The organism is Baekduia sp. (genome assembly GCF_035318805.1).
GTDB lineage: Bacteria > Actinomycetota > Thermoleophilia > Solirubrobacterales > Solirubrobacteraceae > Baekduia.
The window spans coordinates 13406-27383 of record NZ_DATHDY010000117.1 but is presented as its reverse complement, the minus strand read 5'-3'; the positions used below and the strand labels follow the sequence as shown (position 1 = coordinate 27383).

At 71.8% G+C, this 13978-nt stretch carries 13 protein-coding genes; 7 read left to right on the top strand and 6 right to left on the bottom strand.

Annotation, left to right across the window (positions count from 1 at the left end):
* The 3 genes from VK501_RS23895 to VK501_RS23885 all read left to right on the top strand — a co-directional run.
* Window positions 1-170, top strand: a 170-nt coding sequence (locus tag VK501_RS23895; RefSeq protein ID WP_324341972.1) for a DUF1801 domain-containing protein, incomplete at its 5' end; no start/stop codon positions are given.
* Window positions 171-237: 67 nt separating this feature from the next.
* The gene (locus tag VK501_RS23890; protein ID WP_324341970.1) at window positions 238-840 is read left to right on the top strand and encodes a HEPN domain-containing protein; all 603 of its coding nucleotides are present in this window, start codon (window positions 238-240) and stop codon (window positions 838-840) included.
* A gap of 254 nt (window positions 841-1094) precedes the next feature.
* Window positions 1095-3209: a choice-of-anchor Q domain-containing protein gene (locus tag VK501_RS23885; RefSeq protein ID WP_324341968.1), complete on the top strand. Its 2115-nt coding sequence runs from the start codon at window positions 1095-1097 to the stop codon at window positions 3207-3209.
* A gap of 197 nt (window positions 3210-3406) precedes the next feature.
* On the opposite strand, the gene VK501_RS23880 is transcribed toward VK501_RS23885, so the two are convergent.
* From VK501_RS23880 to VK501_RS23855, 6 genes are all read right to left on the bottom strand, one after another.
* The gene (locus VK501_RS23880; RefSeq protein ID WP_324341966.1) at window positions 3407-3808 is read right to left on the bottom strand and encodes a cupin domain-containing protein; all 402 of its coding nucleotides are present in this window, start codon (window positions 3806-3808) and stop codon (window positions 3407-3409) included.
* A gap of 177 nt (window positions 3809-3985) precedes the next feature.
* Window positions 3986-6823, bottom strand: coding sequence for a helix-turn-helix transcriptional regulator (locus VK501_RS23875; protein ID WP_324341964.1), 2838 nt, complete (start codon window positions 6821-6823; stop codon window positions 3986-3988).
* A 158-nt stretch (window positions 6824-6981) separates the two neighbouring features.
* Complete coding sequence (locus VK501_RS23870; RefSeq protein WP_324341962.1) at window positions 6982-7734, bottom strand: hypothetical protein; 753 nt, start codon at window positions 7732-7734, stop codon at window positions 6982-6984.
* Window positions 7735-7817: 83 nt separating this feature from the next.
* The gene (locus VK501_RS23865; protein WP_324341960.1) at window positions 7818-8696 is read right to left on the bottom strand and encodes an MBL fold metallo-hydrolase; all 879 of its coding nucleotides are present in this window, start codon (window positions 8694-8696) and stop codon (window positions 7818-7820) included.
* 611 nt (window positions 8697-9307) lie between these two features.
* On the bottom strand, window positions 9308-9580 hold the full coding sequence (locus VK501_RS23860) for a type II toxin-antitoxin system RelE/ParE family toxin (RefSeq protein ID WP_324341958.1): 273 nt from the start codon (window positions 9578-9580) through the stop codon (window positions 9308-9310).
* Complete coding sequence (locus VK501_RS23855) at window positions 9577-9858, bottom strand: type II toxin-antitoxin system Phd/YefM family antitoxin (protein ID WP_324341956.1); 282 nt, start codon at window positions 9856-9858, stop codon at window positions 9577-9579. Before VK501_RS23855 ends, VK501_RS23860 begins: the two co-directional genes overlap by 4 nt.
* Before the next feature lie 312 nt (window positions 9859-10170).
* Here VK501_RS23855 and VK501_RS23850 point away from each other — a divergent pair, with 312 nt between their 5' ends.
* From VK501_RS23850 to VK501_RS23835, 4 genes are read left to right on the top strand one after another with little or no spacing between them, the layout of a single operon-like run.
* A complete protein-coding gene (locus VK501_RS23850) occupies window positions 10171-10614 on the top strand; it encodes a helix-turn-helix transcriptional regulator (RefSeq protein WP_324341954.1) in 444 nt (147 codons plus the stop codon).
* A gap of 10 nt (window positions 10615-10624) precedes the next feature.
* The gene (locus VK501_RS23845; RefSeq protein ID WP_324341952.1) at window positions 10625-11032 is read left to right on the top strand and encodes a VOC family protein; all 408 of its coding nucleotides are present in this window, start codon (window positions 10625-10627) and stop codon (window positions 11030-11032) included.
* 16 nt (window positions 11033-11048) lie between these two features.
* Complete coding sequence (locus VK501_RS23840) at window positions 11049-11546, top strand: pyridoxamine 5'-phosphate oxidase family protein (protein WP_324341950.1); 498 nt, start codon at window positions 11049-11051, stop codon at window positions 11544-11546.
* Window positions 11543-13930 (top strand): excinuclease ABC subunit UvrA, encoded by a 2388-nt coding sequence (locus tag VK501_RS23835; protein WP_324341949.1) that lies wholly within the window; start codon window positions 11543-11545, stop codon window positions 13928-13930. The genes VK501_RS23840 and VK501_RS23835 overlap by 4 nt, the downstream gene beginning before the upstream one ends.
* Window positions 13931-13978 lie beyond the last annotated feature (48 nt).

The following is a 13978-nucleotide window of genomic DNA, read 5'->3' as shown; positions in this document are numbered from 1 at the left end:
AGCTCACGTTCGCCAAGGGGGCTTCGCTGGAGGACCCGGTCGGCCTGTTCAACGCAAGCCTCGACGCAGGGACCAGGCGGGCGATCGATCTGCACGAGGCCGACACGATCGACGACGACGCGTTCAAAGCGCTGGTCCGCGGCGCAGCGTCGCTGAACGCGTCAGCGTGAGCCGTTCCGGTTACGCCTCGCTCGCGGCCAGCCAGCCTTAGGGCGGCCGTCAGTCCGAGGGCTCGCAGTGCCGCTTGTCGTCCAGCGCGGCAGTGCCGTCGAGCTGCACGCCTGCTTCGCTCGTGCCTCAGAGGAGCAGCAGTCGCCGACCGAAGTGGGGGAGCTATCGGACGCGATCGTGGGCTTCCACGCGCAGCAGGCAGCGGAGAAGGCATCGAAAGCAGCGCTCGCCGCTACCGGTCGGGACTTCCCGTTCACGCACAACATCGCGTTGTTGATGCAGTTGTGCAAGGACGCTGGCATCGAGCTTCCGGCCGCTCTCGACAAGCTCGATCTGCTCACCCCGTACGGTGTGGCTGGGCGGTACGGCGCGCGTTCTCCCGGCACCGTAGACCGAGCGACTGCGTTGGATCTGGCGGCGAAGGCGGTGGCTTGGGCGCAGGCGGTTGTCGAGGAGCCGCCAAGCGCAGGGTCATCAGACGCGGATCTCGATCCCGCTGGGGTGCGAAATGCGGGTTCGACCCCCGTCGCTCCCGCCTTTTACACCTCGCCGTTCTTCGACGGCTCGCTGGTGAAAAGGTCTGCGAATGCTGGGGTGGGGCGGACGGCGACGATCTTCTGCCCGTCGACCCAGACCGGCTCGAGACCGAGCTGGCGCGGGCAGGCATGAAAGCGCCTTGCATTGACTTCGAGGCCGATCGGAGTACGGTCGCGCTCGTGGCGTCGCTTGGCGGCGTCACGTGGACGAGAGCGTCGACGTGTCGGGCTCTCGGACATTCGGTTGGTTCTGCAGGCAGGGGCTCGCTGGGTGATTCGACATCTAGCGCAGTGAGAGGCCCTGTCATGGCTCAAGTGGTCCGTCGTCCCGAGGCTCCCCGGAATTGGTTGACCTCATGCCGGACGCGCGTCGCACTGGTTGGGCTGGTGCTGTTCGCCGTCCCCGTGGCCAGCGCTCATGCGTCGATCACGGTCGCGAACACCAGCGACGCCGGCGCCGGCTCCCTGCGGCAGGCGGTCGTCGACGCCGCCCCGGGCGAGACCGTCGTGCTGCCGGCCGGCACCTACACGCTCACCAGCGGTGAACTGGCGGTCGCGAAGAGCGTGACGATCTCCGGTCACGGGACGGCTGACACGATCGTTCGCGCGGGCGGCGCGTTCCGGGTCCTGCACACCAGCGGCGCGTCCAGCGCGGTCGTGATCAGCGGGCTCACGCTCCGCGACGGTCATGTCGTGTCGAGCATCGCGCAGGGTGGCGGGGTGCTGAACCAGGGCGCGGCTCTCACGCTCAGCGACGTGGCCGTCACGAACAACCGGGCCGACTCCGACGGCGTCCCCGGCGGGGCGGGTAGCATCGCCTACGGCGGCGGCATCCTGAGCGAGACCGGGGCGCTCACGCTGCTTCGCGCGCAGGTCACGGGGAACACGGCGACCGCGAGCGGCGGCGACGGGATCCCGCCCAACGGCAACGGCGGCCCCGGCAGCATCGCGGAGGGTGGAGGCCTCATGAGCTCGGGCGCCCTCACCGTCCTGGACGCGACGTTCTCCGGCAACGCCGCCACCGCGACCGGCGGGCGCGGGGCCGGGACGGGCAACGGCGGACCGGGAAGCATCGCCTACGCGGGCGGAGTCCTCATCGCTCCCGGTGCCCTCACGGCCAGCGTCACGGCAAGCAGCATCACCGGCAATGTCGGCGACGCCTCCGGCGGCGCGCACGGCCCGGCCGGGGGCACGGCGGGAGCGGGCGGTACCGCCCAGGGCGGCGGCGTCAAGGCGACGGTCAGCGGCTCCGTCCTCACGTTCGGCAACGTGACGGTCGCGGCGAACATCGCGCGCAGCTCATCCACCGGCACCGTCCAGGGCGGCGGCGTCTTCGCGGCGGCTTCCGGTTCCGGCAAGGTCCGCCTCACGAACGCCACCTTGTCGGCCAACGGCGCCAGCGGCCCGGCCGGCGCGACCGGCGGGAACCTGCAGCCGAGCGGTTCCGTCGAGCTGCGCGACACCATCCTCGCCGCAGGCACCGCGATGGCCGGAACACAGAACTGCTCGGCCGCGACCACCTCGCTCGGGCACAACCTCGAGGACACCGCACCGAGCCACTGCGGGCTGGCCGCGACCGGCGATCGCGTCGGTGCCGATCCGCTGCTCGCGCCGCTGCAGGCCAACGGCGGCCTGACCTCGACCATGGCCCTGCTCGGCGCCAGCCCAGCGATCGACGCAGGGGACGCGAGCTGCCGCGCCAGCGACCAGCGTGGCGTGGTGCGCCCGCAGGGCGCTGCGTGTGACATCGGCGCATACGAGCTCGCCCCCGGAGCCGCCACGACGGGCGCGGCCAGCGCGGTCACCATGGTCTCGGCCGACGTGAGCGGCACCGCGACCAACCCCGACGCCGCCGGCGCGACGGCGTCCTTCCAATACGGGTCGACCACGGCGTACGGCCTCGCCACGGCGACCCAGCCGGTTGCGCCGGCCGCTGCCGCGGCGCCCTTCGCCGGGAGGATCGTCGCGCTCGCGCCCGCGACGACCTACCACTTCCGCCTGGTGATGACCAACGCCGCGGGCACCGCTGTCGGCGCTGACCAGACGTTCGTGACACCGGCCGGCCCGACAGCTCCGTCGCCACCGGTCCTCGTCGCGCTGCCGGTGCTCTCCGGTCTGTCGCTGTCCCCGACGAGCTTCCGCGCCAGCGCGTCGGCCAAGACCATCACCAAGCGCGCCGGCACCACCGTCAAGTACAAGCTGACGCGGGCCGCCCGCGTCCGGTTCACCGTCGAACGTGCCACGAAGGGGCGACGGGTTCACGGCACCTGTGCCGCGGCCAAGCGATCGAACGCCGGCAAGCCGGCCTGCGTGCGCTACGTGACCGTGGCCGGCAGTCTCACCCGGGCCAGCACGGCCGGCGCGAACCGCTTCCGCTTCGCGGGCCGGCTCGGGGGGCGCGCGCTGCCGGCCGGGGGCTACCGGCTGCGCGCCGTGGCGACAGACCTGGGGGGCCGCCGCTCGGTGGCGAAGCTGGTCCGGTTCCGCATCGCCAAGCGCTGAGCGGAGAGTGTCCGTCCCCTGGCGGGCGCTGACGGTCTGCGGGCGCCGAGGAACGGCTCGCGATCCTCGCGGTCAGTGCCTGCTGGTCACGGTCGTCCGTACGAAGGATCGGACGGGTGGGGCGGACGGCGACAATGTTCTGCCCGCCGACCCAGACCGGCTCGAACAGCTGCTGGAGCAGCCGGCGGCGCGGCTTATTAGTCGGCCCACCAGTCCCGCTGACCCTCGACGTCTTCTCGCGGATTTTCGCCGAGATTGGGCGCACCGAACACGAGGATCTCGAGGCCCTCTGGCCCGCTCTCGTAGCCTCGCCACGTGCCGGGCGGGACGCGCACCACGTCCCACTCCTTGACCTCGACGATCTCGTCGTCGAGCTTCATCCGCCCGCTCCCGCCCACGACCACGTACACCTCCTCCTGCTCCTTGTGCGTGTGGCCGTACGGGAAGCGATAGTCGGGCGGGATGCGCTGATAGCTGAGGCCGGACTGCTCGAGCTCGAGCGCCTTGCTCGCCATGCGGAACTCCAGGTCCGGCGCGCCGTCGAAGTTGGACCCAAGGTCCTCCAGATCCTCCCTGAGGTTCTTGAGCGTGAACGGCACGGCCGCGATTCTATCGCTCAGGAAGTCACACCGCCGCCGGTGCAGCGACACTCGGCCAGGAACTGTTCGCCAGCCGCGCGTGCGCGCCGCCGCCTTCGACCGGGCCGCGGGCCGGATGCGCTTCTATGACCTCCGCACGCCCGGCGAGCACCCCGACCTGCCCTGCGACCCGCTCGGCTACGACCCCCGCGAGGGCTGACGGCTCAGTGCCGCAGGCAACTGCTGCCGCGACCGGATGCCGAGGTTGTCGTACGCCGCGGCGAGGTGCGACTCGATCGTCTTGACGGTCAAGAACAGCGTTTGGGCGATCTGGCGGTTGGTCATGCCGCTCGCCGCCAGCTCCGCCACGCGGCGCTGGCTCGGCGTGAGCGACTCGACCCCGATCGGGGTGTAGCGGCGGACGCGCTCGCCGGTCGCGGCGAGCTCGTCGAACGCCACCTTGGCCAGGCCGACGGCGCCGCAGCGACGTGCGAGCTCGAGCGCCTCGCGCAGCGGCGGACGCGCATCGACGTCACGCCGCAAACGCCGCAGCGCGGCGCCGAGGTCGGCGAGCGCCTCGGCGCGCACGAGCCGCGCGGGCGAGCCGTCCAGGACCGCGACCGCCTCCTCCAGGGCGGCCAGGCGCGAGGCGCCGTCGAGCGTCATCGCCGACGCGCGGAGCGCGCGCGACACCAACGTGGGGGCGCCGAAGTGCCGCGCGTGGGCGAGCGCCGCCTCGGCCAGCGGGCGGGCGTGCTCGCGGTCGCCCTTCGCGGCGAGGGCAAGCGCCGCCAGGATGCGCGCCGGCGGCGCCGGGATCCCGATGGCTCCCCAGCAGATCGAGAGGCGCTCCGCCTGCAGGAAGTCGGCGGCCGCCTCCTCGAAGCGACCCTGCTCGAAGCGCAGCTGCCCGCGTGGGAACAGCGCGAGAGAAATCCAGACGGCGTCCGGGATCTCGCCGGTCATGCCGCTCGTCACGAGCTCCGCCTCGGCGGCGTCGCGCTCTCCGCGCGCGAGGAGCAGGCTGGCGAGCACCGCCCCCAGCGGAGGTTCGGCGAAGCGCATCCGACCGAGGCGGGCCGCCGCGAGCGCCTGCCGGATGTCGGCCTCGGCCGCGGCGAGGTCGCCGTAGGCCCAGGCGACGAAGCCGCTGTGCCACCAGGCGGAGACGAGCTCGGGCGTCGCGCTGCGCCGCCGCGCGTGGGCAAGCGCCTGCTCGGCGCCGCGCCACGCCACCTCGAGCTCGTCCGCGAGGACCAATGCCAGCATCGCGCGGCCGGGCGCGAACAGCTCGGGCTGCTCGACGAAGATGCGCCCGTCGTGGCTGAGCGCGCGGCGCGCCGCAGCGACGGCGTCGGCCGCGGTGCCGTCGAACGCGGCCCACTCGGCGGTGAGGGCGGCCGCGAGCCGGCCGCTCACGCTGTCGGGCGGGATCTGATCGACGTACCCGCTGAGCCGCGCCCGCCAGACGGGCAGCGGTTGCTGCTGGATCGCGCTGAGCTGGGCCTCCATGCGGAAGGCGCTCTCGACGTCGCCCCGCGCGCTTGCGATCTCGATGCCCCGCTCCAGGAACCGGACGGCGTGGCCGGCATGGCCGCTGAGGATCATCCACATGCTCACGCGGATGCCCCAGCGGACCTGCAGGTCGGGCCCGCGATCCAGCTCTTCGGTCAGCGCGGGCAGCGTCGCCGCGAACAGCGCCCGGTCGGGCAGGCGGATCCCCGCGTTGACGATGGCGATGAGGATCGCCGGGCGCAGGTCATCCGGCGCGGGCTCGCGCAGCGCGCGAGTCAGGTAGGTGTGCGCCGAGCGCGGGGCGCCGCTGGCCAGCGCCGCGCGCCCCGCCTCCAGGAGGGTCTCCGTCGTCGCGCGCTCGCCGCGCGCCTCGGTCGCGACGAGGTGCGCGGCCAGCAGCTCCGCGCTCGCGCCGCGTGCGCGGAGCAGCTCCGCGGCGCGCGCGTGGGCCGCCGCGCGTTCGCCGGTCGGCAGCTCGGCGTCGAGCGCCGTGCGCACGAGCGGGTGGATGAACCGGAGCGTCGCGTCCTGGTCGAGGATCGCGGCGGCGCGCAGCTCGTCGGCGCCGCGCGCCACGGCCGGCTCGTCGAGCTCCGCCAGCTCGGCGGCGAGCCGGCCGTCGGCGCCGTCGCCGAGCACGACGACGGCCCGCGCGACCGCCCGTGCCTCGGGCGACAGCCGCGCGAGGCGCACCTGGACCGTGCGCGTGACCCGCTCCGGCGCCAGCTCGCGCACACGCGACGCCTGCTCGGCGGCGGGGTCGATCTCCTCCTCCGCGAGCGTGCGCGCCAGCTCGCAGAGCAGGAACGGGTTGCCGCCGCTGACCTCGTGGCAGGTCGCGGTGAACGCCTCCTCCGGTGGGCGCTCCAACGTGCCGGCCAGCAGCGCGGCCGCCCCCTGAGGGGTGAGCGCGTGCGGCGTGAGCCGCCGCGCGACCGAGTCGGTCGCGATCCGCGCGAGGCTGCGCTCGGCGCCCGCCTCGTTCGGCCGGCAGGTGAGCACCAGCAGGACGGGCAGCTCCTCCAGCCGGGGCACGAGGAAGCGGACGAAGTCGAGCGAGGCCGCGTCGGACCAGTGCGCGTCGTCGACTGCGAGGAGCAGCGGCTGCTGCTCGGCGAACGCAGCGGTCAGCCAGTAGAGGCCGTGGAGGACGGCGAACGCGTCGGCGGCCAGATCGGCGGGTGTCCCGCTCTCGGCGGGGAGCCCGAGCGCGCCGCGCGCCGGGCCGACCGCGCCGTGGAGCAGCGCCTCGCGCGCTGGTTCATCAAGCGCGGTGAGCGCCGGCTCGAAGAGCTGGCGGACGAGCGCGAACGGGAAGTCCCGCTCCAGCTCGGTCGCGCGCGCGGCGAGCACCCGCATGCCGGCGCGGCGGCCGGACTCGCGGGCGGCCTGCAGCAGCCGCGTCTTGCCAAGCCCCGCGGCCGCCTCGAGCACCGCGAGACGGCCCGTGCCGGCGCAGGCCTCGCGGGCCAGCGCGTCGAGCTCGGAGAGCTCCCGCTCGCGCTCCAGCAGCCCGCTCACGCGGTGGATGCCAAGGGTCTGGTCGTCAGCTGGCGGTCAACACTAGATGACCCTGGGCACGGGCGCCTGTGGAGTGCTGAGCCGAGGGCACCAAAAAGCGACGAGGCGCCCCACAGGGAGCCGCCTCGCGCAGCGGAACAACGGGGAGGTTCAGACGGCTACTTGGTGCACGGGATGCTGCCCGTGCTCACGTCGTCAGCGGTCCGGCCGCCCAGGCTCTCGTAGAGGTAGTGGGCCGTCACCTGGTACTTCCACCCGCCGCGCGGACACGACGTGTTGGCGATGAACTCCTTGGCATAGGACTTGCCGCCGACCGTGAGCTTGATCGCGGTCAGCTGGAGCGGCACGCCGGCGACGATCTGGAGGCTCCTGGGGATGCTCACCGTCTCCCGCTGGCCCCACTCACCGCTGCTCAGGGGCGTGGTCTTCAGGACGAGCGTCTCCCTGATCCGCGCGGGGTTGTTGAGCGTCGCGTAGATATAGGTCGTGCCCGGGCCCCCGTTGACGAAGATCAGATCCACGTGGGTGGAGACCGTGTCCGCGTTGCCGGTCGCGATGGCGGATCCCATGATCGACGTCCGCGGGCAGCCCTTGGGACCCTGACGATCGAGCGTCTGCTTGGAGCACTTGACGTACTTGCCGTGGGTCCAGGTGATGCCCTTGCCGGTCAGGACCTCGATGCCGGTGACGATCGGCGCTTCGACGTCCGACGGGACGATCAGCCGGGCCGACGCCGTGATCTTCATGCCCTGGGGATGCTTCGGGGTGCCGGCCTTGTTCGGCGTGGCCTTGGCGCTGGAGACGATGCGGGTCGCCGGCAGGTCCTGCGCGTCCTGCGCCATCGCCGGGACGACGACCGCTCCGACGGCGACCGCCGCCGCGAGCAGTCCGTGGTGGGTTCGGATCCTCATGCGGCGGAGTCTGCGGGCTCGTGATGGCGGTGACCACGGTGAGGCACCCTGAAGTCGACCCTGAACTTGCCCCTCCCGCTCCGCTACGGCGCGTCGACCCGCGGCAGCGCCGCCAGCCGCGTGTCGCCCGCCACCGCCGCCACCTCGCCGGGCAGGCCGGCCAGGTCGACGCGCTTGACGAAGTCCTGCGGCCGTCCGAGCGGTGAGAAGAAGTTGTCGTAGTGCGTCGGCACGATCACGCGGGGATCGAGGCGGGGGAGGATGCGCTCCCAGTAGCGCGGCGTGAAGCTGCGGCCGGCGACGCCGGCGAGGAAGACGTCGACCGGCTCTCGGGGGAGCTCGGTGTCGTCGAGGTCGGCGCTGCCCTGGTGGTAGAGCGCGATCCCGGCGACCTCGATCCGGATGCCGTAGACCGCGCCGCACCGGTACGCGCCGGGCGCGAGGCCGTCGAGGTGGTCGCAGGTCAGCTCGCCGTCCATCGGCACCTTGCGCCCGAAGAGCAGCTTGGAGTGGCGACTTGGCACGAACCGCACGACGAACGGGCCGAGCTCGTAGGGCTGATGTGGCGTGACCTCGACCGCAAGCCCGCCCAGGCCGTGCAGCCGCATGAGGTGCCCGAGCGACGCCGACCCGTAGGCCTTGGCGCCGTGCCTGCGCGCGATCGCCGGCGCGTCCACGGCGTGGTCGAAGTGGGTGTGGCCGACCAGGACGCCCGCGACCTCGCCGGACGCCGTCGCGTAGCGGTCGATCAGCGCTTCGTCGGGCATCGCCGTCCGCCGCAGGAGCAGCGACCGCAGCGGCACGCGCGAGACGTAGGGGTCGATGAAGACCGTCACCCCCTGGTAGCTCAACCGGTAGCCCGACACGCCGAGCCACGCGATCTCCAGCCCCGGCGGAAGCGCGAGCGGGACCGACTCGAGCGCGCGCAGCGCCTGGGCATCGTCGGTCGTCGCGCCGCTCATACGCGGAGACTAGGTGGCGCGGCGCAGCGAGACGCGCGTCAGCATGACGTCGAGCGGCGCGCCGCCGGGGATCAGCCAGAGGCCGGAGCGCGGCGCCATCCAGGAAGTACGTGAGCACGAGCGCGCCGGCGCCAAGGTAGCCAACCCGCTCGTACACGCCGCGATGCACGCCGCTGTGCACGCCTGGACGGGAGGTCACATCGAAGCCGAGTCGCGCGCCGGTACCCAGCGCCTCCCCGAGACCGCCGCGGACGCCCCCGACCCGATGCCTAGCCCGCCGTTCCCCGACCCGCATGCCACTGCACTCGCCGACATCGTTGACGAGCTCTCGCAACGCTTCGCCACGGACAGCGACGCGGTTGCGGCCGTGTTCGTCGCAACCGGCTCGGCTATCAGGCCGGCCTCAGGGACGGTGCGGTCTGTCCCGGCTGCACCACGCGCTCGGGGACCCCAAACCGGGAGATCGCCGCGCGTGTGCGGGCCGGCCTGGCGACCGTAATGCTGGCCACCGGCAAAGCCGCCTCGGTGACCCTCACCGAATAGATGCGCGTATGGAGATGGCAGCCGCCGCTGGAGTTACGCGCCGAACTGGCATGTGCATCGGTCCGACCTCATGTGCTGCGGTACACGTCGGCGCGGTGAGCGATGCCGAGTACGGTGATGGTTCGCGTCGCGTCGTCGATAGCGTAGATGATGCGGTACGGGCCGCGACGGGCTGACCAGTGGCCGGTCAACTCGAAGCGCAGTGGTTTGCCGAGGCGATGCGGGTTGGCGGCGATGGCACCGAGCGCTTCGACGACAGCGGTCGCGTACTTGGCGGGCAGCCGTTCGAGGTTGCGTGCTGCTGGGCCGGCGACGACGAGTCGCCATGGCTCGTCCGTCACGCTTGGGGATCGCTGCCCAGTCGCCCACGCAGGTCGTCGAGCGAGACGACGTCGCCCTCGGCGGCGGCGGCCTCGCTCTGGCGAATCTGCTGCATGAGGTCCGGGTCTGACAGAGCGGCCAGCGTCTCCTCAAGGCCCTCGAGGTCCTCGTGGCTGATGAGGACCGCGGCTGGACGGCCGTTGCGCGTCACGACGACGCGGTCGTGCTCGCCTTCGACGCGATCGACGAGTTCGGAGAGGTGGGCCTTGACGGACGAAAGCGGCAGCGTCTCGGACATGACCATAATTCTAGTCAGGTCGTTGCGTGATCGCAACCGGGACCCAAACTCGTTCTCTCAGACCCGCACCTCGATCCCCCGATGCGTAAAGCCCTGGTTCGAGTCCCGTCGCTCCCGCTCCAGAGACGCCCTGCTCACGCGGGGCCTCTCGCAGTTCGGGCTTGCTTTGGCGTGGTGCGGGAGTGGCGGGTGCCTCAGGGCCTGAACAGCTCGACGACGTAAGCGGAGCAGGCCGGGCCGGAGCGGACGCGGAGTGGGGTGGGACGCCGGCGGCGTTAGGCAACTCCGGGGCGACGTGGCACGATCTCGCGGGTGACCAGCACACTCGCCGCAGCGGAGCGCCTGCGCGACCTCGCGCGTCTGCGCCGCGTCCGCGACCGGATCGACCGGGAGTACGCGCAGCCGCTGGACGTCGATGCGCTCGCCCGCGGCGCGCACATGTCGGCCGGGCACCTCAGCCGCCAGTTCAAACTCGCCTACGGAGAGTCGCCGTACAGCTACCTGATGACCCGGCGCATCGAGCGCGCGATGGCGCTGCTGCGTCGTGGCGACCTCAGCGTCACCGAGGTCTGCTTCGAGGTGGGCTGCTCGTCGCTGGGCACGTTCAGCAGTCGCTTCACCGAACTGGTCGGCATCCCGCCGAGCGCCTACCGGCGCGACGCCGCAGGCGCGACTGCGGGGATGCCGTCATGCGTCGCGAAGCAGGTGACGAGACCGGTCAGGAATCAAGAAGCACCGATCATGAGCCGCACCTAGCATCACCGCCATGGAGCTCACCATCCACCAGACCTACCTCCCGCACAACGACCCGGCCGAATCCCTGGCCTTCTATCGCGACGCCCTCGGCTTCGAGGTCCGCAACGAGGTCGAGTACGGCGGGATGCACTGGATCACCGTCGGCCCCGCCGGCCAGACCACGTCGATCGTCCTGCACCCGCCGGGCGCCGACCCCGGCACGACCGACGACGAGCGCCGCGTCATCGCCGAGATGATGGCGAAGGGCACCTACGCCGCCATCAACCTGGCGACCCCCGACCTCGACAGCACGTTCACGCGGCTGCAGGCCGGCGACGCCGAGGTCGTCCAGGAGCCGACCGAGCAGCCCTACGGCATTCGCGACTGCGCCCTCCGGGATCCCGCGGGCAACCTGATCCGCATCCAGGAGCTCCGCTGAGCCGACCGGCGATCGCATGAGCGCCGACCCCCGCTCCCGCGCTCAGCGTCGTCGCGACACCGAGCACCGGCTCGCCCACGACATCGACGTCTGGGTGGCCAGTGCCGCGGCGGAGGGTGCGCCGTATCTGGTGCCGCTGTCCTTCGACTGGGAGGACGAGGCGCTGCTGATGGCCACGCCGACCAACAGCCCGACCGGCAGGAACCTCGCCGCCGGCCGAACCGTTCGGCTGGGGCTGGGCGACACCCGCGACGTGACCATGATCGATGGCGACGTCGAGGTCCTCGAGATCGACGCGCTGCCGCGGGAGCGGGCTGATCGGTTCGTCGCGCGCACCGGCTTCGACCCGCGTGCGCTGGCCACGCCGTACTGCTGGTTTCGCATCTCCCCGCGCCGCATCCAGGCGTGGCGCGAGGTGAACGAGCTGCCCGACCGCGAGCTGATGCGCGACGGCCGCTGGTTGGTCGACGCCTCGGCCGGACGCGCCCCCACCCCACAGATGGAGACACGATGAGCACCGCCACGAGGACGGACACGAACGCGCCTGCCCCGCACTTCGCCGACACCCACGACCTGATCCGCGTGCAGGGCGCGCGCGTGAACAACCTCAAGGACGTGAGCATCGAGATCCCGAAGCGCCGGCTGACGGTGTTCACCGGCGTCTCCGGCTCGGGCAAGAGCTCGCTCGTGTTCGGCACGATCGCCGCAGAGTCACAGCGGATGATCAATGAGACCTACAGCGCGTTCGTGCAGGGCTTCATGCCCACGCTGGCGCGGCCCGAGGTCGACCTGCTGGAGGGGCTGACCACGGCGATCATCGTCGACCAGGAGCGCATGGGCTCCAACCCCCGCTCCACCGTCGGCACCGTCACCGACGCGAACGCGATGCTGCGGATCGTCTTCAGCCGGCTCGGAAAGCCGCACATCGGCTCGCCGAGGGCGTACTCCTTCAACACCCCTTCGGTCAAGGCCGCCGGCGCGATCACGGTCGAGCGCGGTTCAAGGAAGACCGTGAAGAAGACCTTCAGCGTCACCGGCGGCATGTGCCCGCGGTGCGAGGGCATGGGCAGCGTGACCGACTTCGACCTGTCTCAGCTCTACGACGACAGCAAGTCGCTCAACGAGGGCGCGCTCACGATCCCCGGCTACAGCATGGACGGCTGGTACGGCCGCATCTTCAGGGGCTGCGGCTTCTTCGACCCGGACAAGCCGATCCGCAAGTACACCAAGAAGGAGCTCCACGACCTCCTGCACAAGGAGGCGACCAAGATCAAGGTCGACGGCATCAACCTGACGTACGAGGGCCTGATCCCGAAGATCCAGAAGTCGATGCTGTCCAAGGACAAGGAGGCGCTGCAGCCGCACATCCGGGCGTTCGTGGAGCGGGCCATGACGTTCACCACCTGTCCCGACTGCGACGGGACCCGGCTCAGCGAGGGCGCCCGTTCCTCGAAGATCAAGGGCATTAACATCGCCGACGCCTGCGCCATGCAGATCAGCGACCTCGCCGAGTGGGTCGGAGGCCTCGACGAGCCCTCCGTGGCGCCGTTGCTCGAAGCCGTGTGGCAGACCCTCGACTCGTTCGTGGAGATCGGGCTGGGCTACCTGTCGCTCGACCGGGCCACCGGCACGCTGTCCGGGGGCGAGGCACAGCGCATCAAGATGATCCGCCACCTCAGCTCCTCGCTCACCGACGTCACCTACGTCTTCGACGAACCCACCATCGGCCTGCACCCCCACGACATCCAGCGGATGAACGACCTGCTGCTGCGGCTGCGGGACAAGGGCAACACGGTGCTCGTCGTGGAGCACAAGCCGGAGACGATCGCGATCGCCGACCACGTCGTCGACCTCGGCCCCCGCGCCGGTACGGCGGGCGGCACCGTGTGCTTCGAGGGCACCGTCGAGGGGCTGCGGGCCGGCGACACCCTCACCGGCCGCCATCTCGACGACCGGGCCACGCTCAAGGCGACGGTGCGGACGCCCACCGGGACGCTGGAGATCCGCGGTGCGTCGACGCACAACCTGCAAGGCGTCGACGTCGACGTCCCGCTCGGGGTCCTCGTCGTCATCACCGGCGTCGCAGGCTCCGGCAAGAGCTCGCTCGTGCACGGCTCCATCCCGGCCGGCGCGGGTGTGGTGTCGATCGACCAGGGCGCGATCCGTGGCTCGCGACGGAGCAACCCGGCGACGTACACCGGACTGCTCGACCCGATCCGCAAGGCGTTCGCGAAGGCCAACGGCGTGAAGCCGGCGCTGTTCAGCGCCAACTCCGAGGGCGCCTGCCCCAATTGCAACGGCACCGGCGTCATCTACACCGACCTGGCGATGATGGCCGGCGTCGCCACCACCTGCGAGGACTGCGAGGGGAAGCGGTTCCAGGCATCGGTGCTGGAGTACGCCCTCGGCGGCCGGGACATCAGCGAGGTGCTCGCGATGTCGGTGGCCGAGGCCGAGGAGTTCTTCGGTGCCGGCGAGGCGCGCACGCCGGCCGCGCACGCCATCCTCGACCGGCTCGCCGACATCGGGCTCGGCTACCTCAGCCTCGGCCAGCCGCTCCCTACGCTGTCCGGCGGCGAGCGGCAGCGGCTCAAGCTCGCCACCCACATGGCCGAGAAGCGCGGCGTCTACGTCCTCGACGAGCCGACCACCGGCCTCCACCTCGCCGATGTCGAGCAGCTGCTCGGCCTGTTCGACCGGCTCGTCGACTCCGGCAACTCGGTCATCGTCATCGCGCACCACCGGGCGGTCATGGCGCACGCCGACTGGATCATCGACCTCGGCCCCGGCGCCGGCCACGACGGCGGCCGCATCGTCTTCGAAGGCACCCCCGCCGACCTCGTCGCCGCCAACTCCACCCTCACCGGCGAGCACCTCGCGGCCTACGTCGGCACCTGACCGAGGCCCTCGCGGAGGCTGGAGTCAGCACGAGGCGGCGACGAAGCG